We start from the raw sequence: 23,101 nt of genomic DNA, 5'->3' as shown, positions 1-23,101 counted from the left end.
TTATTTCCCATTTAGTATATGAATATAGCTATTAAGTTCATATTTTATTTTAGGGTCATTAGCATTAGCTGTAATAAGGTGGATATGTATTAAATGATCTTTATTCTTCCAACTAAAGTTAAGTTTTTCCACGAAATAATCAGCTAGATCAGACATCTTACGCCAATTTCCTTTTTGACAATTAAATAAATAATCTTTACATTCACTATTATGACAACTATCTATATTTTTATCTTCAAATACATAAACCATATTATTTTCGAATTTGAAACCAAAGAATTCTTTACTCATCTCTTTTGTGTTATTTAATTGATTTATAATGCAACTTTGCTTTTTATTTCTATTACCAATGCAACCATCACCATTGAGATCATAGAAAAAAGCAAAGCACTGTTTATTTAAGAAATAATGTTGATCATTATCAGAGAATAACTCAAAATTAGATTGCTCTCGATAATCACCTTGATAAGCAAGATGTTGTATGTTTTGTTGCAAATAATTGATAATTTGATGAGACTGTTTTTGTAAGTTAAATAATTTCTCTTGTCTATATTGATTAACGTAAAAATGATTTAGTAAGTTAGCAATAGAGAATAAGATAATTGTTCCAATAAAGAGTACAACTAGTATTTCAATAAGCGTAAAGGCACTATAAGTTCGTATTACAATTCGATCTTTTATTTTTCTGAATAACATTTACTACTCCATTTTGTTCAAAATGTAATGTTTCACTTAATTTGTTAATTGATACCCCTAAACATTTTGATTCCACCCGACCTGATTTACCATCTAAATTGATAAATGTTTTGGGATATAAACTTTTACTTCTAAAATTCACACCGTAATGTTTATGCTTATATATTAAATAATTTCCTGAAATATCACAGCTAGAAAGGTTTAAACAATCACAGCTTAATTTCTTTTTATCATCGACTTTCTCCGATGCAATAATGCACCAATCTTGTTTATCCGAATGAATAGTAAATGAATAATTCCGTTTAGAATAATAAGCTTGTGTTTGAACTTGATAGAAGAATGATCTAATTTGGTTAATATGATTGTTTAAAATAAAGTAATCTTGTATTTTGAAAAATATAGGGGAAATAAAATAGATAGCAATAATTGAAATTGCTAGGGTAGTGAATAATTCAATAATTGTGAATGCTCTATACATAATATCTCCCAAAAGATAGGGAGATATTAAGTCAAAATATCAATTTGTATAGTCGCTTAATCAAATTTTGCGATCGAGATCGAAAAATTAGAATGAGCTAGTATCTTGGAATAAGCCTACTTTAAGATCTGTTGCGGTATAAATAACTTTACCATCTACTTCTACTTCGCCATCAGCAACACCCATTACTAATTTACGGTTGATTACTCGTTTCATATTGATGCGATAAATTACTTTTTTCGCTGTTGGTAAAATTTGCCCTGTGAATTTTACTTCACCAACACCTAATGCACGCCCTTTACCTTTACCACCGATCCAACCGAGATAAAATCCAACAAGTTGCCACATTGCATCTAAGCCTAAACAACCAGGCATCACAGGATCGCCAATAAAATGGCAACCAAAGAAAGGTAAATCTGGGTGAATATCTAATTCCGCTTCAATATAACCTTTCTCAAATAAGCCTTCATCTTGTGTCATTTTGGTAATTCTATCCATCATTAGCATTGTTGGTGCAGGTAACTGTGGCCCTTCTGCACCGAATAATTCACCACGACCTGATGCGAGTAAATCTTGATAATCATAGCTAGATTTGATGTTAGGTGTACAACTGTTCATTATTTTTTCCTGTAATAGATGGGTAGAAGCCTATTATATTAGGCAGTTTATATACCATCATAGTAACAGAGTTATAAAATAGCGTACAGTTGTAAGCTGACTTGTCGGATCAGTTAGCGAGCTTTAAAAAATACTTTGCAAAGTTTTTGTAGAATCGAACCGCTTGTTCCTTCACTCTGATTATTTTCAATCTGTTGATGAACTAAAGCATAGATTGACGATTGCTCACTGTCTTCGGGGAGATCTTCATCATAAAATGCGTATTGTAGTAAAATTTGAATCGCTTCAGACACATTTTCTACCGTCCATATATGAAACCGCTGTTCTTTAATTGCAGCGAGTACTTCGGGTTTTAAACTCAAATGAGATAAGCAAACACTTGGAATAATCACGCCTTGTTTGCCAGTTAATTCTCTAGCTTGGCAAATATTAAAAAAGCCTTCAATTTTTTGGTTTACACCGCCAACGCTGAGAACATTTCCAAATTGGTCAATTGCTCCCGTTACTGCCAGAGATTGTGGTAAAGGTAACTTTGTCAAAGCACTGATGAGGACGCAGAAGATCGCTAATGATGAGCTATCGCCATCGACTTCTCCGTAAGATTGTTCAAATGCAAGAGAGGCAGAAAATGGTAACTGAGTTGGAAATTCAAGTAAATTTGCTAAACAGGATTCTGCAATCATTATTCCTTTAGAGTGAATGTTGCCTCCAAGCTCAACTTTACGTTCAATATCCTGAATTTCACCATCGCCATACTGAATATTACAGCTAATACGCAATGGCTCGCCGAAAGCGTAAGGTACACCATCAAACTCAACAACGGAGAGTGCATTTATTTGTCCAACAACTTCATCTTCTGTTTCGATATAAAGCTGGTTATCTAAAATATCTTGTAGTACATATTGATTTAAAACTGCGGATTGCTGTTCTAATGTAGTTAAATAATCTTGAATATCAGCAAATTCATTTTGGTTTGGATAAAAAGTCGCGATTGCCAAAATATGTTTTTTCAACAATGTAGGTGAAATTGAAATGAGTTTCTGATTTTCACTTTCACGAATATAGTGGCGAAGTAATTGGTTAAGTGCTTTATGTGAGAAACGCTTACTCAATAGTTTTTGAGTAAAAGTTTGCACATAATTGCCCCATTGTTCGATTTGTATTGGCTCTAAAACGGTAAGATAAGATTCTATTTCTGCATATTGGCAGAATTGATATAGCGAATTATCATAAGCGTAGAGTGTTGCAATATCATCTCGGCTACCCACTAAAATCAGTTTAAATTCCGCTTGAACGGTTGGCTGTGCTTTAGGGATGGCATTAACCATACAGGGTTCATAATGTTTGAACAGCAGTGCTTGCTTTAACTTATCCCATTGAGTGAGATCAAGTAATAGCATATTGATATTGAGTAGTAAAACGCCATTCTCTAGCGTCTGTAAAATCCCTTCTACATTTTCAATACGATTTTCTTTCTCTAAATAAAAATAATATCCAAATAAACTATTACGATTAAACTCATTTTTAATCGTTACCTGAATATGCTGTTTAGCTAAGAAACTATTTATCTCTGTTAAAAATTCAGGAAGTGTTTCTGTTTTTAGAATTAAACAAGTGCCTGTATCAGCTAAGCCAAATTGCTGTATTGCATTTTGAGCATTTTTCTGAAAATCAAAAAAACTGATAGGGCTATACTTATCTGAAAATGAATATTCAATATTTAGTGATTGCCATTTAATCGGAGAGAACTGCACAAGATTGCCTCATTATAGAAATTTGCCCCATTATACCTAGAATTCAGCTATACTTCACAACATAGTCGCTTGATTTTGGAAATTTCATCGACTATGTATTCGGAGGCAAAATGAGATATCAGAAACTAGAAATTCAAGAAGCCAATTGGAAATGGAAATATCTACTTAAAAAGCATCGAGAAGGCGAAAACATTACCAAACATACGGAGCAAACGCTGATCGAATTAAAAGTCCAACTGCTGACTACATTACAAGAACCAGAAGAAATCGAGCAATGGATTAAGGCTGAAATGACTTCCGAGCAACGCAAAAAAATGCGTCAATCTATTCGTGCAAGACGTAAACGCTTTTTTAATGCCGAGAAGCAATCGACACGCAAGAAATCCATTGATTTAGACTATGCAAGCTGGCTGAGACTATCCAAACAGTCCACTGATATGGGAATGACTTTATCAGAAACGATTCATTACTTAATTGATGAGCTTGAAAATAAAGCGATTTATGCGGAACAACTCACTAAAATGAAAGCAAATTTGAAATCGTTGTTGAAGTAAGCAAGGGATATTATCCCTTTACTTACTTCTTGGTAAATATGTAGCTATAACATATAAACTAATTTAATGGAAAGCCACCCCAAAATACAACTAGATCCTAAATGAGAAACTATGTCGGATTAGGTTTAATCTTCTACAGTTTATTTACCTAAACATTCACTAAATTGATCCGCAAGTGATTGTAAGAATTGTGGATAAGCATCTTTTCCTAGTTCAACTTTTGCACCAAGCGGATCTAATTGTCCAACTTTCGCAGATGTCCCTTTACTCAAGCTTTCAATAACTTTTGGAGTAAATTGTGGCTCTGCAAATAAACAAATTGCCTTATTCTTAGCAATACTTTTCTTGATTGTATTTAACGTTTTGGCCCCTGGAGCGATGGTCGGATTGATCGTAAATGAACCAAGAGAGTTTAAACCGTAGGCTTTTTCAAAATAACCATAAGCATCATGGAAAGTGTAGTATCCTTTTTCTTTTACATTCGTAAATTGTTTAGCAATTTCTGTGCTTTTTACGTTTAATGCAACTTTAAAACTTGCTAAATTTTCTTCAATTTTAGCTTTTTGTTCAGGCATATGTTGGCTTAAACGCATTGCAATCTGCTCCGCAATTTTCTCACTTGCTACTGGTGAAAGCCAAATATGCCAATCTTCATCATGATCATGGTGATGATCATGTCCGTGAGAGTGATTGTGTTCATGTTTATGATCGTGTTTATGTTCGTGCTTATGATCGTGGTCGTGATGATCTTCTTTCTCTTCTTTTGCATGCTCTACGATATGTTTAATGTCTTCAACATCTCCCAAGGTGAGTACCTTTTCTTTGGATAAATTATCTACACTCTTTTCTAAGAAAGCCTCCATTTCTTCGCCAACCCAAACCACTAAATTTGCGGATTTTAGCTTTTCAACATCTGAAGGTTTTAGGCTGTAATCGTGTGGAGATGCACTGGTAGGCAGTAGAACTTTTGTTTCAGTTACCCCGTCTGTAATTGCACTGGCAATGAAACCTAAAGGTTTTATTGTTGTAAGGACATCAGCATTTGCAGCTGCCGTAACACTTAATAAAGCAACGCTAAGAGCAGTTCGTTTAAACATTTTATTTGTCTCCTTTATGTTTATTGACGATCCGATCTTAGCAGAATTTTATAATATTTCTATAATTTTTTTATGGTTATTTAGAATTGCTAATTTTTAATAATAATTCGTTAAATTAAGGAGTTCTTATTCCAGTAACTCTCCAACAGTAAACCAATCACTCCGCCCATTTAAAAAGTCTTGAATAAACATCGGTTTTTTTCCTGCGGGTTGTAGCTGTGTGATATTTAATACGCCCTCTTGAGTGGCAATTTGAATTCCATTTTTATCAACAGCTAAAATCGTTCCTGCTGTTTTGGCTTGATGTGGAAGTACGTTTGCTTGATAAATTTTAATGCGTTCTTCCACGCCTTCTCGCACTAATGTCAAATAAGCAATAGGTGCGGGATTGAAAGCTCGAATGTTACGCTCTAACTGACAAGCGGTAAGATTCCAGTCTAGTTTTGCTTCTTCTTTTGTTAATTTTTCCGCATAGTTTGCTAACTCATCTTGTTGTTTTTCAGGGCTAAACTGACCATTTTCTAAGCCATTTAATACTTCAATCAGTGCAGGCGGTGCTAATTCGGCGAGCTTGGCATAAAGTGTCGCAGATGTTTCTGTTGGTGTAATTGGAGTTGTTACTTTATAGAGCATATCGCCTGTATCCAGTCCGATATCCATTTGCATAATGGTAATACCTGTTTCGTTATCGCCTGCCCAAATAGCACGCTGAATTGGAGCTGCACCACGCCAACGTGGAAGGAGTGAACCGTGAACGTTTAAACAACCGTATTTAGGAGCGTTAAGCACTGCTTCAGGCAAAATAAGCCCGTAAGCCACTACAACCATTACATCGGCATTGAGTGCTTGTAACTCTGCTTGAGCCTCTTCTTTACGCAGAGATTTAGGTTGATAAACAGGAATATTATGCTGTTCAGCCAACTGTTTTACAGGGCTTGCTTGCAATTTTTTTCCACGTCCTGCGGGCTTATCTGGCTGAGTATAAACAGCAATAACGTTATGTTGCGAGTTAAGTAATGCTTGTAAATGAGTTGCAGCAAAATCAGGCGTGCCTGCAAAGATAATGTTAAGTTTTTTCATCGTTGATAATAAAAATGTCATTTTGTCGAATGACATTATTGTAACGTAAAAATGGCTTTAACGTTGAAACAAATTAGGCAATTAAATAATGTTCAATTTTTATGCTTGCTCTATTTTATCAATAGAAGTAATATTGTATCTACTTAACTACAATATTAGGGAGAGAACAAAATGCCAATTATGACCTGTCGTGAATTTAATCAACGTTCTAGTCAAGCTCAAAAAGCAGCGATGATTGAGCCTGTGATCATTACGAATCGTGGAGCACCCGCATTTGTGTTAATGACATATAGTGAGTATGAAAAAGCACAACAGACAAAACCATTTCGTTCTGCTTTAGATGCTTTATTGCCTATTGATGATGAAGATATTGAGCTTGAATTGCAACCACGCAGTCGTGGGCAACGCCGTCCTATTGATTTAGAAGATTAGGGGTAAAAATGTACTTACTTGATACAAATGTAGTCAGTGAAGTTCGCAAAATCAAACAAGGTAAAGCAAACCCTAATTTTGTTGCGTGGTTTTCAATAATCTCAGAACAAGATATTTTTATCAATGCTATTGTGCTAATGGAAATTGAACGAGGTATTCTGGCGAAAGAATATAAGGATTTTCGCCAAGGTGCTGTTTTGAGAACTTGGTTCGATAATGTCGTTTTACCGACATTTCACAGTAAAATCCTTAAAATAGACGAAAAAACAGCAGAGATCTGTGCCAAATTACATATTCCTGATCACGCTCCTGAAAACGATGCTTGGATTGCCGCCAGTGCTATTCAACATAATTTAACTCTCGTTACTCGAAATTCGGCTGATTTTATACGTACAGGCGTAAAGTTGTTTAATCCGTTTGAAGTGTAAATTGATTGAATACAAGCGGTGAGTAAACAAGTTTTTTTGTGTAATAGACAAATTTGTTTCTAAAAAACCATTTAAGTCCATTAATAAAGAATTTTCCTTCAAGAATAAATTAGAGCTAATTAGAATTTGGATGGATTATATGTTTGGCAAGCAGACCTAGCCTGTCCATTGTTAGAGCAGTTTGATTCACACAACAAAAAGGTATATTTTTGCTATACTTTACCGACTTTTTATCTTGACTAATTTAAAATAAAAAATGAATAGACCAACCGTTTTAGACTTATTTTGTGGCTGTGGGGGCTTGTCGTTGGGTTTTATACAAGCTGGCTTCGATGTTAAGTTAGGCATAGACTCGTGGAATGATGCCATCAAAACGTTTAATGCAACACATACCAATGCACAAGGTATTGTAGAAAATCTTTTTACGACAAAACCTCAAGAAATTGCGGAGAAAACAGGATTAAAATCCGTTGATGTAATTATTGGCGGTCCTCCTTGCCAAGGCTTTTCCATTGCTGGTAAGCGAATGATTGATGATGAACGAAACCAGCTTTATAAATCATTTGTAGAGTTTGTGGAATTTTATCAGCCTAAAGCCTTTTTAATGGAAAATGTGCCAAATATGATGTCAATGGGAAAAGGAATTATTAAAGAGCAAATTACGCAAGATTTTGAGAAATTGGGCTATTACGTTCATTCTCAAATTCTGATGGCATCGGATTTTGGTGTACCACAAAATCGTCGCAGAGCATTTTTTGTTGGTTTTAAAAAAGCGTGCAATTTTGAGTTTCCAATTGCATTAACAACCACAAAAACAACCGCTTTTGAAGCAATTTCTGATTTGCCTGATTATTCGGTAGATGATGGGGGAAATTATCCGCTTTCTGCATCAAGTGATTATCAAAATAAAATGCGAGAAAAAAGCAAAGGTTTATTTAATCACCAAATAACACAACATACCGAAAAAACCGTAAGCATTATTTCTTTAGTGCCTGACGGCGGTAATTATAAAGATCTACCTGAAGAATTCAGAAAAACAAGAAATGTAAACATTGCGTGGACAAGATTGAATAGCCAAAAACCAAGTTTTACGATTGATACGGGACACAATCATCATTTTCATTACCAGTTTAATCGTGTGCCAACGGTACGAGAAAGTGCCAGAATACAGTCATTTCCCGATGATTTTATTTTTCTTGGTACGAAAACCAGTCAATTAAGACAAGTAGGCAATGCAGTTCCACCAATGTTGGCAAAAACACTTGCAAAGCATATTCTAAAATATATGGAGTAAAATTATGTTTAATCCTGACATTCAGTATCGATGTACAATTATTCGTGGTAAAGCGCAAAAAGAATTAGATAATTTACTACCTGCTTATGCTAGTATGATTGCAGAAATTTGCCCTTGTTTAAAACATGATTTTGATAAAATTTTTAATGATAGATTATCAAATGTGATCTATGGTAAAGATTTTTTATCATTAAATGAAGCTCACAAAAAAACAATTAGAAACCATATTACTGAAATTGCAGGAAAATTATTTGGTTTGTATTTTGAAAAAGATGGCTTGGTCTATGAAGGACATAGCAATGCAAAATTACTTGAAGACAATGATCAACCAGCTTTCTTCAAAAATCTATGTTTGAATTTTCAATTTCCAAATGGAACACAAAAAATTCAAACTATAATTGATAGATTGAAAAACAAAATTAAATTTAAACCATTTCATTTTATCATTTCCCTTTTAGATCTAGCTCAAACTGAAAATATAAAATTAACTAAAGATGAAATTGGTTATTATGTACTTAATGCTCAAGAAGTATTGCAAGGAGAGATTACTACAAGAACGGTATTGAACGTAATAAAAATTGACAGAAATAACGGCATAATTAAAAGATTAGGTAATGGTTCAAGACATACTCAACATATTAGAGAACAATTAAATTTATTAGAATTAGCAAACCTGATTATTATGGATAATAATTACATTTTATTAAATAACAACGAAAGAAGTGTAATAAAATTATTTATTGAAGAATTGGATAAGCCATTGTCTTTTGATATCTATTCTTATGATTTAGGTAATGAGTATCAAAAATTAAAAATGTATTCAGATTGGTCAGAATATTTCTCACAAATTGCAGTGAAAAATCCTGAGATATTAGCAACCACATTGTTTTATCAGGAATCTCAGCAGAAAAATGCAGATAAGAAAATTAGCACTACTGCTTTAGGTGATCAAGGCGAAGAATTTATCTTCAATTTAGAGAAAGAGCGTGTTGCAAAAACACACCCTAGACTGGTGAATAAAATTCAGCTAGTCGGTAAACAACGTGGATTGGGCTATGATATCCTTTCTGTGGATGCAGCAGAAAATAAAGAAGATCCTGAATTTGCAAGATTTATCGAAGTTAAATCCACTACTCGCATTACAGAGCCAGACTTAAAAGATTTAAGCTGGCTAGATACTGTTAATTTGACAAGAAAGGAGTGGATAGCCGCTAAGCAATATCGTGATGCTTACAATATTTATCGAGTTTATTTTACTCTTGGCAAGGTAGTGGTAAGAAAGATAAATAATCCTTTTGATAAAAATGAGAAAAATATAATCCAAGTTATCCCAACAATGTATAGAATGGATTTTAATTCAGCAGGTATTGATTTAGAGTATTAAAATGAAAAAACTAAAAGTAGCATCTTTTTTTTGTGGTTGTGGTGGATCTGATTTAGGGATTATTGGCGATTTTGATTATTTAGGAAAGTATTATAATGAATTACCATTTGAAATTAATTATGCTTTAGATATTGATAAGTTTGCAGTTAAAACATACAACCAAAACTTTAAACACCCTGCTATTTGTGGGGATATAAAAGATGTAGAAATTGAACATTTATCTGATTTTGATGTATTGCTAGGTGGATTTCCTTGTCAATCATTTAGTACGATTAATCCAACAAAAGACACCAATGATGAACGAGCTAATTTATATAAACAACTAGTAAAAATTTTAAAAATAAAACAACCAAAAATTTTTATTTGTGAAAATGTAAAAGGTTTAATGACTTTGCAAAAAGGTGAAATTTTGAAGAAAATTTTAACTGAGTTTGAAAGTGTGGGCTATCAAGTTGAATTTAAATTATTGCTTGCTTCTAATTTTGGCATTCCACAAAAACGTGAACGTATTTTTATTGTCGGTGTAAGAAAAGATTTAAATTTAACTTTTAAATTTCCTAACGAAACGCATTCTGAAAATGCAGAATTGTATACAGAAAAGTGGGTCGCTCTTAAAAATGTAATTCCCAGTTTAACCATTGATGAGCAAAAGTATTATTTTTCAGAAAAAGCGGTTCAAGGAATGAAAAATGCTAAAAATAATATGAAGCGTGGCGTGTGGCAAGATTTAGAAGGACAATGCCTAACAATCACTTCGCATTTATCCAAAGCAAGCTTAAATTCTAGAGATCCCGTTTTACTGGTTGACCCATCTAAAGAGATCTATCGAAGATTTACCCCTAAAGAAGCTGCAAGTATTCAATCTTTTCCTGATAACTTTGTATTTCCAGTCAGTGATATTCAGGCTTATAAGCAAATCGGAAATGCCATCCCCCCAGTCCTAATGTGGCATATCGCAAAAGAATTAGGGGATTTAGTTTTAGCGAGTAATGTGGCGTACTGAACAAAATTGATTGAACAACAAGCGGTTAGATAGCGAAAGGATTTTGCAAATTGCAAAAATACCTTAAAACCCTACCGCTTGTATTGATTGCCTAACGCAAAATCAAAATTGGCTTATCGCTATTGCGTGCAACTTTAACCGTATTTGAACTTAAACCTTTCGCTTTTGGTTTACTACTTGCTAACATCACAATCAGATCAACCGATTTCTCTTCAGCAATACGGTTAATTTCTTCATAGATTGTACCGTGAGCGACGATGTGTTGTACTTTCGAACCTGCTGGGAAATGTGTTTGAGTAAATTCGTGTAAGGCTTTATTCGCTTCTTCAATCACAGATTTATCAAAGTTCTTAGGTAAGAATGCGGAGATAAAACTATCATCAATCGGCTCAATAATGGTAACAACACGATAAATCGCATCAGGATTATTTGCGGTAATTTTTAATGCAGTATCTACGACAAATTTGGCACTTTTCAAATCACTTAAATCAATCGCAATTAAGAGTTTATTATACATATTGATTTCCTTTAATAAGCGGTCAGATTCTTGCAAAATTTTCCAATCATCTCACCGCTTTAGTTTTATAGTTAAGGTTTACGACGACGTTGATTCCACGCAACACCTAAAATAAGTAACAATGCAGGAATAAACATCAACTCTTTTGGTAATGAGCTTTGTGGCAAGGCAACATCAAGAATGGTTTGATCCCAATTTAAGCCGACTTTAGCGGCTGGGGACTCAAGCTCGACATTATCAATAATAATTTTCGGTGATGCTTTACCGTCAATCTCAATTTTCTCGCCTGTATCCAGTAACGTTAAACCAAGTGCTTTAATTCGATCTTCACCACTATCGCCCTGTGGTACAGTGAGCTGTGAGTAAAATTCGATTGGTTTGCCGTATGGGTTTACACCCGCCACTTTAATGGTTAAATGTTGCCCCACTGGCGTTTTCGCAATTTCTTCAACCATTTTTGCAGGCTCAATATGGCGAGCAGTTGGTGAAATATGCTCCATAAAGAACCCTGGTCTGAATAATACAAAGGCTGCAAAAATAAGTACGAGACTTTCCCACAGTTTATTTTTCACTAAGAAATAGTTCATTGTTGCTGAAGTAAAAATCAAGATACCAATAGTCGCACTCAAGAAGACCAAAATACCTTTCGCCCAACCTACATCAATTAACAATAAATCGGTATTGAAAATAAATAGGAATGGCAAAATAGCGGTTCTTAAACTGTAATAGAACGCTTGAACCCCTGTTTTGATTGGGCTACCGCCTGAAATTGCCGCAGCAGCAAAAGAGGCTAAGCCAACAGGTGGGGTTACGTCTGCCATAATGCCGAAATAGAAGACAAAAAGGTGAACAGCAATAAGCGGTACGATTAGACCATTTTGTTTACCTACTTCAACAATAACTAATGCCATTAAAGAAGATACGACAATATAGTTTGCGGTGGTTGGTAAGCCCATTCCAAGAATTAAACTGAAAATTGCCACAAGGATTAACATCAACAAAATGTTACCCATTGAAAGCATTTCAATAATGCCCGAAAGTTGTACGCCAAAACCTGTTAATGACACTGCACCCACAATAATACCTGCGGTTGCGGTTGCAATACCAATGCCGATCATATTGCGAGCACCAGACTCTAAACCATCTACCAGTTCTTGTACACCTTGTTTGAACAATGCAGTTTTATTGCCCTGATCTTGACGGAAGAAACTTAATAGTGGGCGTTGAGTGACTAAAATAACAGAAAGAGCAGCCGTTCCCCAGAAGGCAGATAGCCCTGGTGACATTTGCTCAACCATTAAACACCACATTAACACAACAACAGGAAGAAGGTAATGTAATCCTGCATTCACTGTTGGTTTGCGATATGGTAATTTTGCAACTTGTGAATTCGGATCGTCCATTTCTAAATCAGGGAAACTTGCCACACGCTTAATTAACGCGAGGTATGCCACTGCTAATAATACACAGACAATTAAGAATGCAAAATCAGGTGTAACGGTTTTGATCCAACCTAAGCCATAGTAAACAGCACTTGCTAAAGCGACAACTGCTAAGATATAGCTTACAACTTTTAGTAGGGTAACAAGAATAGGGCTAATTGGCTCAACTCGCTCTAATCCTTTTAATCCCATTTTTTGAGCTTCTAAATGCACAATATAGACAAGGGCAATATAAGAAATCAGAGCAGGTAAGAATGCGTGAGTAATTAACTGGCTATATGGCATATTAACGTACTCAATCATTAAAAACGCTGCAGCCCCCATTACAGGTGGCATAATCTGACCATTCACTGATGATGCAACTTCAACAGCTCCTGCTTTTTCAGCACTCAAGCCGACACGTTTCATCATTGGAATGGTAAATGTCCCCGTAGTAACTACGTTGGCAATCGAAGAGCCAGAGACCAACCCTGTTAAAGCAGAAGAAACCACTGCAGCTTTACCTGGCCCACCACTTAAATGCCCTAAGTAAGCGAAAGCGGTTTTAATAAAGTAGTTACCCGCACCAGCTTTGTCTAGCAATGCACCGAATAACACAAATAAGAACACATATTTTGTTGAAACACCAAGTGCGACACCAAATACCCCTTCAGTTGTGATCCACTGCTGGTTAATAATTTGAGAAAGTGAGCCTGAGCGGTGGCTGATAATCCAACTGGTTGGTAAGAACTGCCCGAGATAGTTATAAAGTAGGAAGACTACGGCAATAATCACCAACGGCAAACCAAGGCTACGGCGACAAGCTTCTAATAACAGCAAAATCCCTAAACAGCCTGCAATAATATCCTGTATATTCGGTGCCCCAAAGCGAGTGACTAAGCCTTCATAAAAGAAAATATAGTAAGCAGCTAGAAATGCTCCTAAGGTTGCAAATAGCCAGTCTTGATAAGGTACTCGATGTTTAGGTGAAGTGGCAAACGCAGGGAAAGAGAGATAAGCTAAAAACATTGCAAAGGCAAGGTGAATTGAACGAGCTTTGGTGTCATCAATTACCACATTGAGGTCAAATCCCCAGTTGCGAATCACTTCTTGTAACCAGAATGGGAACGGTGAAGTGTAATAGAGTTGGAATAACGACCATAAAATTGCCGTTGCGACGATAATCTTTTTGGTTAATCCAGCAGGATTACGCCCACCTGAATCGTTCGATGCAACCATATCTTGTAGATCATCGTAACTGGCGGTCTTTTCTTGTGCGGACATAAATAAAATATTCCTAAAATGAGAAAACAAGCGGTCTGTTAGTTTAAAAATTTTGCAAAATTTTATACGCAACTAACCGCTTGTGATGTTGAACCGAAAAAGGCAGGAACTGACCTGCCTGTAAAAATAAAAGGGCTAAAATTATTTAATCCAACCTTTTTCTTTATAGTAACGTTCTGCTCCTTCGTGTAATGGTGCAGATAACGCATTTTTCACCATATCTTCTGCTTTTAAGTTCTCGAATGCTGGGTGTAAACGTTTGAAACGGTCAAAGTTATCAAATACCGCTTTCACTACCGCATAAACTTTATCTGCTTCAACATCAGTAGAAGTTACTAAAGTCGCATATACCCCGAAACTTTCCACAGGGTTATCCGTACCTTTATATAACCCACCTGGAATAGTTGCTTTTGCATAGTAAGAGTTTTCAGCAACTAATTTATCAATTGCTTCGCCTGTCACTGGGACTAAGTGAGCATCACAAGATGCTGCGGCTTCTTTTAATGCACCATTTGGGTGACCAACGTTATAAGTGATTGCATCTAAGTTGTTATCACACATTACTGATGCCATTTCAGATGGTTTTAATTCAGACGCAACTTTAAATTCTTTGTCTGTCCAACCTTTTGCATTTAAAATCACATTCATTGTCGCACGAGTACCTGAACCAGGGTCGCCCACATTTACACGTTTACCTTTTAAATCATCAAAAGACGCAATTTTGGCATCGGTACGAGCCATTACGGTAAACGGCTCTGGGTGAATAGAGAAAATAGCACGCAATTTATCGTTTTTCTTCCCTTCAAAAGAGCTTGAACCGTTGTAAGCGTGGAATTGCCAGTCAGATTGTGCAATCCCCATATCCATTTGTTTAGCCGCAATTGAGTTTAAGTTAGCCACTGAACCACCTGTTGAAGGGGCATTACATTTTACTTGTGTTTTTGCAGTATCGCGGTTTACTAATTGACAAATAGACTGACCAACAACGTAATAAACACCTGTTTGACCACCTGTACCAATAGTAATAAATTTCTCTTCTGCTTGAGCAGAGATTGCAGTGGTTGCAAGTGTTGCGAGTAAAGAAAGTTTTAATAATTTTTTCATCTAATGGATCCTCTTATCAGGAAAGAATAGAATATGTTGTGTTATGATTTGATTATCGTTAGAAAACAATAACAGGTAACAGATATACAAGACTTTTAAATGATACGCAAACGATTTCTTCATTAAATATGAAGAAAATCACAATTTTGTTACAAATTTTTTACGAAAACAGAAAATGGAATATTTTATCCCCAAGGCAGAAATTATCTTTGAAGAAGAGATCAAAAAAAGCCAATTTATCACTTACCTACGCCATACGGAAGGTTTAGAACAAGCAAAAGCCTTTTGGACGGAGATTAAACAGCAACATCCACAAGCTCGTCATCACTGTTGGGCTTGTGTTGCAGGTTCGCCCAACGACTCACAACAATATGGCTTTTCTGACGATGGTGAACCATCAGGCACAGCAGGTAAGCCAATGCTCAGTTATCTGATTGGAAGTGGTTTGGGGGAAATCAGTGCGGTAGTCGTTCGTTACTATGGCGGGATTTTGCTCGGCACTGGTGGGCTAGTAAAAGCCTATGGCAACGGCGTGCAACAAGCTCTACTGCAAGTGGAAAAATTCCGCAAAGTTTTACGCCAATCTTACCGCTTACAATGCGAATATGATCAATTTAACAGCTTGCAACATCTCATTGATGAGTGGGACATTGTTATTGAAGAACAACAATTCAGCGATAAAATTGAGCTAACGCTCGCTATCAATCCAACACAAGTTGAAACCTTTCAAATGCTTTTAACCCAACGGTTTGCAGGCAAGCTAGCACTTGTAAAAGCGGTTTGATAGTGGAATTTTTTTACAAGTTTAATTGCTTGGAATAACCGCCTCTCTCGCAATCCAAGTCATCCAAGTTTGTTGTAAGAGCGGTTTTAATTCGGCACTATTTGCGGTTAGTGTTTCAAGCTCTTGCAAAATATTTGCTAATGATGCACTTTGCTCGCTCAAATAAGTGAGTAACCAGAAATCCAGTTGGTTTAACGTTTGAAAATAAACACCAAATTCACTGTCTCGCCACACAATCAGTTGAGTAGCTTGAGATGCCAATTCAGCAAATTGTGAGCTAATAAAATCGCTCTCATAACTGCGTAAAAAAGCACAACCTGATAATTTCATTTCTGTTTGTTCGTCCCACTCAAATGATGACGGTACATTTTCTTGAGACACTTCAGCCAATAGCTGTGTATATTCAAAATCCATTAGCTCAAGAATGGCGGGCGTAAATAACTCTCGTTGTTGGCAAAAAATGAGAAATTCCCCTGCGATATCTTGGAAATAAGGCGAATGGGCTTTCCCTTCTCGAATAAAGGTTTCTTTGCTTTCTGCCCATTGTGAACTTTCAAGATGCTTCGGCACTTCTACATAGCAACGATCGATAAACCCTAAGGTATTATTTCTGACTAAACGAGCGTAAACAGCTAAACGAGTGGGATCGTACGAATGCTCTGCCGATATACCTTGCCGAATGGCATTGGCAAGGGCTTGTTGAGTTTCAACAAGTTGATTATGGCTATTTGTGATATTTTTTGTGTTCATTCGCTTTCCCCTTTTTCGTTATTTTGCATATTTTTTCTGTAATGTGGCGATATGCTGTACTTCAGCACATAATTCTGAAAAGGGTGGAAAATTAAAATCACGTTCCAATAATGTTGGCGGAATATGCGGTAAACGCTGATAAGTATAATCCAGCAGATCCCAAACCGTTCCTTTTACCGCTTCACCGTGAGTATCGATCAATAATTCGGGTAGATGGCGAAATTCTCCTTTGACTTTATTAAACGATTCGCCACTTTCATTGATAGGCGTGGTTGCCGAATGATCTTCATCGTGTCCTGCAATATGAATGTAATTTACTCGGCTCACATCGACATTATCAATAAACAGATAAGGATCGAGCAAATTGTGATTAACGCCATTTACATAAATGTTATTGACATCTAAGTGAATGCCACAATCAGCTTCCTGAGCAATTGCATTTAAAAATTCCACTTCATTCATTGTGCTAGTTGGTGAATGTAAATAGTAGGACGTATTTTCTAGCGAGATGCGACAGCCTAAAAAATCTTGTACATCACGAATGCGTTGGGCTGTATGCTTTACCGCTTCATCAGTAAATGGCATCGGCAATAAATCGTACAAATGCCCTTCACATTCACAATAGCTTAAATGCTCGGAGAAAAAATGTGCGTTGTATTGCGTCATTAAGGTTTTGATTCCTTGCAATAGCTCTCGGTCTAAAGGGGCTTGTCCACCTAAAGACAAAGATAAGCCGTGAACAGCAAGGGGGATTCGTTCTGCAACTTGGTCAAATTGATAACGTGCTAATCCGCCCATTTTTAGCCAATTCTCAGGGGCAACTTCCATAAACTGAATTGTACGGTTATCGGGTAGCTTTAAAAAATCTTCCGCTAAATCACGTCGATAACCTAAACCTGCTCCAACTAACATTATTTTCTCCTGTTAATTAAGCGGGTTGATTTGCAGAAAAAATAACAAATCTACCCGCTTATTGTGTAGCGTTATGGTTTACTTTGAACCACCACATTTACCTTCGCCGCATTTACCTTCAGCCGCTTTCATTTTTGGATCAGCTTTTTTATCGTGTCCACCACATTTGCCTTCACCGCATTTACCTTCAGCCGCTTTCATTTTCGGGTCAGCTTTCATATCATTGCCACCACATTTGCCTTCACCACATTTACCTTCTGCGGCTTTCATTTTTACGCATTTGCCATCTTTCATTTCCATACAATTATCAGTAGCCATTTTGTCCATTGACTTGGTTTCTGCACTCACTTGAGCTGAAACTGCCATTGCTAATGCACCTGCTAATGCGGTTAATGTTGTTACTTTTTTCATTTTAAGCTCCTATTAGTTTTTTTATAAAATTAAAGAAATTTCAACCAGTTATAAGTTGAATGTTTTTTCTGTAAGAAATAATCCACAGAAAAGAACCCTGCTCCCTGCATTAAGAGCGGTAATAGCGTTATCAAGTAAATCAGTGGCATTTTAAAACCGCTATTACATACGTTATACCCTAGCCCTGCGTGAACCGCATACCAAGCAACCAACGTTAAAACAGCTAAACTTAATGCACTAAATCGTGTGAATAAACCGAATGCAAGCAATACAGGAAAGAGTAATTCACTTCCCATTGCAACCACCCAGTTAAAATCAGCAGGTAAAAGATGAAACGGAAATGGAAACTGATCTTGAATTGAGCCAAACCAATTTTCTCCATTCCATTTTTCAATGCCAGCTTCTAAAAATTCATAGGCTAAAAATAGGCGGAGCCCTAATAAACCTAATCCTGTTGCTGACAAGCATTTAACCTGACACGCTGTCGGTGTTGCTTTTGTTAGCATTGTTGTCTCCTTTTATTTATTCTTTGCAAAATTAGACGGAGTGCTTTCTAGGTTCTTACAAAAATTTCAAGATTTTTTTGGAATAAGTTATAAAGAAAACAAAATATCATTATTCATCAATGAGTTATGATTAAAAAGAGTCGAGAAAGGAAATGAGTAATAAGTCGGTTAATAAGGATATTTGTGCATCAAGGGGCTTGTGTCTATTGTAGTTACGATGGATTAAGACTTTTTATCACAATGACATTTTGGGGGAACAGGATCATCACCCCCTTCACTTAATGGATGGCAACGGCTAAGGCGTTTTGCGGTAAGCCAACTGCCTTTTATTGCACCGTGAATACGAATTGCATCTAACGCATATTGTGAGCAAGTAGGGTAAAATCGGCAACGGGGGCCTAGCAATGGGCTAATAACGTAACGATAAAAATGTACCAATCCAAGCAATACATAAGCAATTAAGCTTGGTTTTGTTTGGTTTGTTGGGCGAGACGAATGTGGCGTTGCCATAGTTTTTCCAAAATCTCGAATAATTCTGTGTTACTTAATTTGCCAATGCCTGCTTTAGCGACAAAAACAAAATCATAACAAGGTAGCTGTTGCTGTTTTAGGCGAAAACTTTCTCGCACAATACGTTTAATTCGATTGCGATCGTGGGCTCGTTTTAAATGTTTTTTGGCAACAGTTAAACCTAAGCGTGGGTTTTCAAGGGAGTTTTCTCTTGCAAGAAGAGTTAATTGTGGAGTGCTTGCACGAAAAGGCTGTTCAAAAACAGCTTTAAATTGAACGGGAGCTAACAGACGTAGCTCCCGAGAAAATGTTAGCTTCACACTAGCCATTTTTAAACTAAGTGTTTGGGCTTATGCTTACTGCTATTACGCAGATAAGCTCTTACGACCTTTAGCACGACGACGTGCTAATACTTGACGACCGTTTTTAGTTGCCATACGAGCACGGAAACCGTGAGTACGAGCACGTTTTAATACTGATGGTTGAAATGTACGCTTCATTTGCTATCTACCTAATAAATTAAATAATATTGGCTATATGCCAAATAAGGATTACGAAAAATAGAGTGCGAATTCTACCGATAAAGAAAGTAAAGATCAAGGTAATTCATCCGTTAGTTAGCGTTTAATTGCTAAAAATAGTACACCAAGTACGATTAAACCAATTCCTGTCCATTCTTGCCCTGTTGGTCTTTCTCCTAAAAAGAGTACCGCAAATAGCGTAACAAATAAGATACTCAATTTATCAATAGGGGCTACTTGTGATGCTGAGCCTAGTTGCAAAGCTTTAAAATAAGCGACCCAAGATGCCCCTGTTGCCAAGCCTGATAGCATTAAAAATGTCCAATTTTTGCTAGTCAATTGCCCAAAAGGTTGCCATTTTCCGCTATAAGTAAGGAAAGCACAGAGAGCGATTAAAATCACAATGGTGCGAATGAAAGTAGCAAAATCAGAATCAATTCCCTGTAAACCGACTTTCGCAAAAATCGCAGTAAGCGAAGCAAAAATTGCTGAAGCTAATGCCCAATAGAACCATTCTTGTGACATAACATTCCCTTTTTAACCTTAAATTGAAGCCGTTATTGTATCAGCAAGCGGTTAAATTCAGCATATTTTTTGCAATTGATTTACCCTTGATTTCTTAGGGCTATTTTGTTAAAAGATTATTCTCATTGGATGTGATTTTATTTTAGGGGGAAATATGATTCAGCAGATTAAGCAATTTCTGAAAATGGAGTCGGCAGGGGGCATTTTATTATTGATTTTTGCAACCTTTGCGATGATTTTTGCCAATTCACCATTAAGAGAACTTTATTTTGACTTTCTTGAAATGCCTGTGAGTATTCAAATTGGTTTATTTAGCATTCATAAACCCTTACTAATGTGGGTCAATGATGGTTTTATGGCGGTATTTTTTATTCTTGTTGGCTTAGAAGTGAAACGAGAAATGCTTGTCGGGGCACTTTCTAGCTACCAGAAAGCCATTTTCCCTGCAATTGGAGCTGTTGGCGGAATGGTTGTGCCAGCACTTATCTATGCCTTATTTAATTTATCTTACCCAGAACACCAATCAGGCTGGGCAATTCCAATGGCGACAGATATTGCCTTTGCTGTGGGCGTACTTGCTCTACTCGGAAAACGAGTGCCTTTTGGGCTAAAAATATTCTTATTGGCACTTGCTATTATTGATGACCTTGGTGCGATTGTGGTAATTGCAATTTTCTTTTCTCACGAGTTAAGTACGACAGCATTAGTCTCCGCAGCTATTGCTATTGCTATATTAATTGCAATGAATCGCTTAAAAGTAACCGCTTTATGTGCCTATTTAGTGGTTGGGATTATCTTGTGGGCATCAGTATTAAAATCAGGGGTACACGCCACCCTTGCAGGCGTTATCATTGGTTTCTGTATTCCATTAAAAGGGAAAAAGGGCGAGCAACCGTTAATGGATCTAGAACATATTCTTGCTCCTTGGTGTTCTTTTGTGATTTTGCCACTTTTCGCATTCTCAAATGCAGGGGTTTCTTTATCGGGAATGGGGCTACACAGCTTAACATCAACCCTAACCTTAGGGGTTGCATTGGGGCTTATTGTAGGAAAAACCTTAGGCGTATTTAGTTTTAGCTATTTAGCGGTTAAATTAGGTATTGCAAAATTATCTGATGATGTAAATTTAAAACAGATTTTTGCGATTGCTGTTCTCTGTGGTATCGGTTTTACAATGTCGATGTTCCTTGCAGGGTTAGCATTTGGTGGTGAAGAAGCTGATGGTAAATTTATGTCTTTAGCTCGCTTAGGTATTTTAATCGGCTCATCAGTGTCTGCAATACTAGGTTATGTGTTACTAAAACGCTTTACTAAGCCTGTAAAATCAGCCAAAGCTGCATAATTTAGGTGTAATGGACAAAAATGTGGGATTTTTGTCCATTACACCAAAGTTATTTCACTAACCCACCGCTTGCTTGTAAATCAGCGTGATAAGAAGAGCGAACGAAAGGCCCACACGCTGCGTGTTCAAAGCCCATTTGTTCTGCTTTTTCACGGAACATATCAAATTCTGTTGGGTGAACATAACGAGCCACAGGTAAATGGTGGCGACTTGGCTGTAAATACTGCCCAAGTGTCAGCATTGTTACCCCGTGTGAACGCAGATCTTGCATTACTTCCAGAATTTCTTCATTCGTTTCGCCTAAGCCAACCATAATACCCGATTTAGTTGGGATATCAGGGAAGACAGCTTTAAACTCCTTGAGTAATTTAAGCGACCATTCATAATCAGCTCCTGGACGAATTTCACGATATAAACGTGGCACATTCTCAAGGTTATGGTTGAATACATCAGGCGGATTTTCTTTCAGAATTTCAATGGCTTGCTCAATACGCCCACGGAAATCTGGCACAAGAATTTCAATTTTAATCCCTGGGTTAATTGCACGAATCTCACGCACACAAGCGGCAAAATGCCCTGCTCCACGATCGGGTAAATCATCACGATCCACTGATGTGATTACCACATATTTCAAACGCATATCTTGAATTGTTTCAGCTAATTTGCGTGGTTCATCTTGATCTAATGGCAATGGTTTACCGTGTGCAACGTCACAGAATGGGCAACGACGTGTACAAATTGCCCCCATAATCATAAAGGTGGCTGTACCGTGGTTAAAACATTCGTGTAAGTTTGGGCAAGATGCTTCTTCACAAACTGAATGTAAACCGTGACGACGCATTCCATTTTTGATACTTTCAATTTTTGCCGAATTAGCTGGCAACTTAATTTTCATCCACTCTGGCTTTTTGAGTAGCTCTTGGTCTGGATCGATATTTTTTACGGGAATAATAGACGTTTTAGCGGCATCTCTATATTTTACGCCACGTTCCATTTTAAAGGGTGTACCCATCGATAATTCCTATTTGTTAATAACTTGTTGAGTATTATACCCGAGAATTTCACGAAAGTAATTGACCAATTTTGCCGAAACTTTCTCACAATTAGCTTCATCTTCACTTACAAAATCAGCCAGTTGGCACATTTCTAGCCCTGCATAGCCACAAGGGTTAATTTGGCGGAAAGGGGTTAAATCCATTTTAATGTTTAATGCCAACCCGTGAAATGAGCAACCTTTACGAATACGCAACCCAAGTGAGCAAATTTTTCGTCCATCAATATATACACCTGGAGCATCAGGCTTTGGATAAGCCTCGATATGATAATCAGCTAAGGTTTTAACTACCGATTGTTCCAAGGCTGATACTAAATCTCGCACACTTAAATCATTGCCATTGGCTTTATGGCGTTTAATATCAATCAATACATACATAATTTGCTGACCGATACCGTGGTAAGTAATTTGTCCACCGCGATCCGATTGCACCACAGGAATATGAGTTGGATTGAGCAAATGCTCAGGTTTGCCTGCAGAACCCTGTGTAAATACTGAAGGATGTTGAACTAACCAAATTTCATCAGGCGTATCTTCAGTACGATTATCCGTAAACTGTTGCATTTGTTGCCAAGTTTCTTGGTAATCTCGGATACCAAGCTGACGAATAATAAGAGTAGATGTCGTTGCCATTGTATATCG

The 23,101-nt window shown here is 36.7% G+C and carries 27 protein-coding genes; 8 read left to right on the top strand and 19 right to left on the bottom strand.

The window, feature by feature from the left end:
- From A1D25_RS10675 to A1D25_RS10660, 4 genes are all read right to left on the bottom strand, one after another.
- On the bottom strand, positions 1–696 hold the full coding sequence (locus A1D25_RS10675; protein ID WP_157395659.1) for a prepilin-type N-terminal cleavage/methylation domain-containing protein: 696 nt from the start codon (positions 694–696) through the stop codon (positions 1–3).
- On the bottom strand, positions 650–1,174 hold the full coding sequence (locus A1D25_RS10670; RefSeq protein ID WP_157395658.1) for a Type II secretory pathway, pseudopilin PulG: 525 nt from the start codon (positions 1,172–1,174) through the stop codon (positions 650–652). Before A1D25_RS10670 ends, A1D25_RS10675 begins: the two co-directional genes overlap by 47 nt.
- A gap of 87 nt (positions 1,175–1,261) precedes the next feature.
- Positions 1,262–1,792, bottom strand: a complete 531-nt coding sequence (fabA, locus tag A1D25_RS10665) for a bifunctional 3-hydroxydecanoyl-ACP dehydratase/trans-2-decenoyl-ACP isomerase (RefSeq protein WP_157395657.1) — start codon at positions 1,790–1,792, stop codon at positions 1,262–1,264.
- 113 nt (positions 1,793–1,905) lie between these two features.
- A complete protein-coding gene (locus tag A1D25_RS10660; protein ID WP_157395656.1) occupies positions 1,906–3,546 on the bottom strand; it encodes a S16 family serine protease in 1,641 nt (546 codons plus the stop codon).
- A 110-nt stretch (positions 3,547–3,656) separates the two neighbouring features.
- Between A1D25_RS10660 and matP the strand changes: the two genes are divergently transcribed.
- Positions 3,657–4,100: a macrodomain Ter protein MatP gene (matP, locus tag A1D25_RS10655; RefSeq protein WP_157395655.1), complete on the top strand. Its 444-nt coding sequence runs from the start codon at positions 3,657–3,659 to the stop codon at positions 4,098–4,100.
- Positions 4,101–4,240: 140 nt separating this feature from the next.
- Here the strand turns inward: matP and znuA are convergent, their stop codons facing one another.
- Positions 4,241–5,197, bottom strand: a complete 957-nt coding sequence (gene znuA, locus A1D25_RS10650) for a zinc ABC transporter substrate-binding protein ZnuA (protein ID WP_157395654.1) — start codon at positions 5,195–5,197, stop codon at positions 4,241–4,243.
- Positions 5,198–5,323: 126 nt separating this feature from the next.
- Positions 5,324–6,277: a methionyl-tRNA formyltransferase gene (gene fmt / locus A1D25_RS10645; protein WP_157395698.1), complete on the bottom strand. Its 954-nt coding sequence runs from the start codon at positions 6,275–6,277 to the stop codon at positions 5,324–5,326.
- A 171-nt stretch (positions 6,278–6,448) separates the two neighbouring features.
- On the opposite strand from fmt, the gene A1D25_RS10640 reads away from it, so the two are divergent.
- From A1D25_RS10640 to A1D25_RS10620, 5 genes are all read left to right on the top strand, one after another.
- A complete protein-coding gene (locus tag A1D25_RS10640; protein ID WP_157395653.1) occupies positions 6,449–6,709 on the top strand; it encodes a type II toxin-antitoxin system prevent-host-death family antitoxin in 261 nt (86 codons plus the stop codon).
- An 8-nt stretch (positions 6,710–6,717) separates the two neighbouring features.
- Positions 6,718–7,137: a type II toxin-antitoxin system VapC family toxin gene (locus A1D25_RS10635; protein WP_157395652.1), complete on the top strand. Its 420-nt coding sequence runs from the start codon at positions 6,718–6,720 to the stop codon at positions 7,135–7,137.
- Positions 7,138–7,393: 256 nt separating this feature from the next.
- Positions 7,394–8,431 (top strand): DNA cytosine methyltransferase, encoded by a 1,038-nt coding sequence (locus A1D25_RS10630; protein ID WP_157395651.1) that lies wholly within the window; start codon positions 7,394–7,396, stop codon positions 8,429–8,431.
- Between the two features lie 4 nt (positions 8,432–8,435).
- Entirely contained in the window at positions 8,436–9,815 is a 1,380-nt protein-coding gene (locus A1D25_RS10625) for a protein NO VEIN domain-containing protein (protein ID WP_157395650.1), read from the top strand.
- 1 nt (position 9,816) lies between these two features.
- Positions 9,817–10,818: a DNA cytosine methyltransferase gene (locus A1D25_RS10620; protein ID WP_157395649.1), complete on the top strand. Its 1,002-nt coding sequence runs from the start codon at positions 9,817–9,819 to the stop codon at positions 10,816–10,818.
- A 91-nt stretch (positions 10,819–10,909) separates the two neighbouring features.
- On the opposite strand, the gene A1D25_RS10615 is transcribed toward A1D25_RS10620, so the two are convergent.
- The 3 genes from A1D25_RS10615 to A1D25_RS10605 form a co-directional block, all read right to left on the bottom strand.
- Complete coding sequence (locus A1D25_RS10615) at positions 10,910–11,335, bottom strand: universal stress protein (protein ID WP_157395648.1); 426 nt, start codon at positions 11,333–11,335, stop codon at positions 10,910–10,912.
- Between the two features lie 71 nt (positions 11,336–11,406).
- Positions 11,407–14,040 carry a TRAP transporter permease gene (locus A1D25_RS10610; protein ID WP_157395647.1) on the bottom strand — a complete coding sequence of 878 codons (2,634 nt, stop codon included), beginning with the start codon at positions 14,038–14,040 and terminating at the stop codon, positions 11,407–11,409.
- A gap of 141 nt (positions 14,041–14,181) precedes the next feature.
- Positions 14,182–15,144 carry a TAXI family TRAP transporter solute-binding subunit gene (locus A1D25_RS10605; RefSeq protein ID WP_157395646.1) on the bottom strand — a complete coding sequence of 321 codons (963 nt, stop codon included), beginning with the start codon at positions 15,142–15,144 and terminating at the stop codon, positions 14,182–14,184.
- A gap of 175 nt (positions 15,145–15,319) precedes the next feature.
- Between A1D25_RS10605 and A1D25_RS10600 the strand changes: the two genes are divergently transcribed.
- Positions 15,320–15,928: a YigZ family protein gene (locus A1D25_RS10600; protein ID WP_157395645.1), complete on the top strand. Its 609-nt coding sequence runs from the start codon at positions 15,320–15,322 to the stop codon at positions 15,926–15,928.
- Between the two features lie 21 nt (positions 15,929–15,949).
- Here A1D25_RS10600 and A1D25_RS10595 read toward each other — a convergent pair whose 3' ends face one another.
- The 8 genes from A1D25_RS10595 to A1D25_RS10560 form a co-directional block, all read right to left on the bottom strand.
- Positions 15,950–16,678 (bottom strand): HvfC family RiPP maturation protein, encoded by a 729-nt coding sequence (locus A1D25_RS10595; RefSeq protein WP_157395644.1) that lies wholly within the window; start codon positions 16,676–16,678, stop codon positions 15,950–15,952.
- Between the two features lie 18 nt (positions 16,679–16,696).
- Positions 16,697–17,590: an HvfB family MNIO-type RiPP peptide maturase gene (locus tag A1D25_RS10590; protein WP_157395643.1), complete on the bottom strand. Its 894-nt coding sequence runs from the start codon at positions 17,588–17,590 to the stop codon at positions 16,697–16,699.
- Positions 17,591–17,668: 78 nt separating this feature from the next.
- Positions 17,669–18,001, bottom strand: a complete 333-nt coding sequence (gene hvfA, locus A1D25_RS10585; RefSeq protein ID WP_157395642.1) for an oxazolone/thioamide-modified RiPP metallophore HvfA — start codon at positions 17,999–18,001, stop codon at positions 17,669–17,671.
- A gap of 29 nt (positions 18,002–18,030) precedes the next feature.
- Complete coding sequence (locus tag A1D25_RS10580; RefSeq protein WP_157395641.1) at positions 18,031–18,507, bottom strand: HvfX family Cu-binding RiPP maturation protein; 477 nt, start codon at positions 18,505–18,507, stop codon at positions 18,031–18,033.
- Between the two features lie 222 nt (positions 18,508–18,729).
- Positions 18,730–19,017: a membrane protein insertion efficiency factor YidD gene (gene yidD / locus A1D25_RS10575; protein WP_157395640.1), complete on the bottom strand. Its 288-nt coding sequence runs from the start codon at positions 19,015–19,017 to the stop codon at positions 18,730–18,732.
- Positions 18,966–19,346 carry a ribonuclease P protein component gene (gene rnpA / locus A1D25_RS10570; protein WP_157395639.1) on the bottom strand — a complete coding sequence of 127 codons (381 nt, stop codon included), beginning with the start codon at positions 19,344–19,346 and terminating at the stop codon, positions 18,966–18,968. The genes yidD and rnpA overlap by 52 nt, the downstream gene beginning before the upstream one ends.
- Before the next feature lie 36 nt (positions 19,347–19,382).
- On the bottom strand, positions 19,383–19,517 hold the full coding sequence (gene rpmH, locus A1D25_RS10565) for a 50S ribosomal protein L34 (RefSeq protein WP_005599701.1): 135 nt from the start codon (positions 19,515–19,517) through the stop codon (positions 19,383–19,385).
- A 117-nt stretch (positions 19,518–19,634) separates the two neighbouring features.
- Positions 19,635–20,063 carry an EamA family transporter gene (locus A1D25_RS10560; protein WP_157395638.1) on the bottom strand — a complete coding sequence of 143 codons (429 nt, stop codon included), beginning with the start codon at positions 20,061–20,063 and terminating at the stop codon, positions 19,635–19,637.
- A 154-nt stretch (positions 20,064–20,217) separates the two neighbouring features.
- Between A1D25_RS10560 and nhaA the strand changes: the two genes are divergently transcribed.
- Positions 20,218–21,405: a Na+/H+ antiporter NhaA gene (gene nhaA, locus A1D25_RS10555; protein ID WP_157395637.1), complete on the top strand. Its 1,188-nt coding sequence runs from the start codon at positions 20,218–20,220 to the stop codon at positions 21,403–21,405.
- 49 nt (positions 21,406–21,454) lie between these two features.
- On the opposite strand, the gene lipA is transcribed toward nhaA, so the two are convergent.
- Positions 21,455–22,417 carry a lipoyl synthase gene (gene lipA / locus A1D25_RS10550; RefSeq protein ID WP_157395636.1) on the bottom strand — a complete coding sequence of 321 codons (963 nt, stop codon included), beginning with the start codon at positions 22,415–22,417 and terminating at the stop codon, positions 21,455–21,457.
- A 9-nt stretch (positions 22,418–22,426) separates the two neighbouring features.
- A complete protein-coding gene (gene lipB / locus A1D25_RS10545) occupies positions 22,427–23,092 on the bottom strand; it encodes a lipoyl(octanoyl) transferase LipB (RefSeq protein ID WP_157395635.1) in 666 nt (221 codons plus the stop codon).
- Between the last annotated feature and the right edge of the window lie 9 nt (positions 23,093–23,101).

Origin of the sequence: Ursidibacter arcticus (genome assembly GCF_009761375.1) — a bacterium.
Classification (GTDB): Bacteria; Pseudomonadota; Gammaproteobacteria; order Enterobacterales; family Pasteurellaceae; genus Ursidibacter; species Ursidibacter arcticus.
Note: the sequence above shows the minus strand (reverse complement) of the source record. Positions and strands in the feature narration are given on the sequence as shown.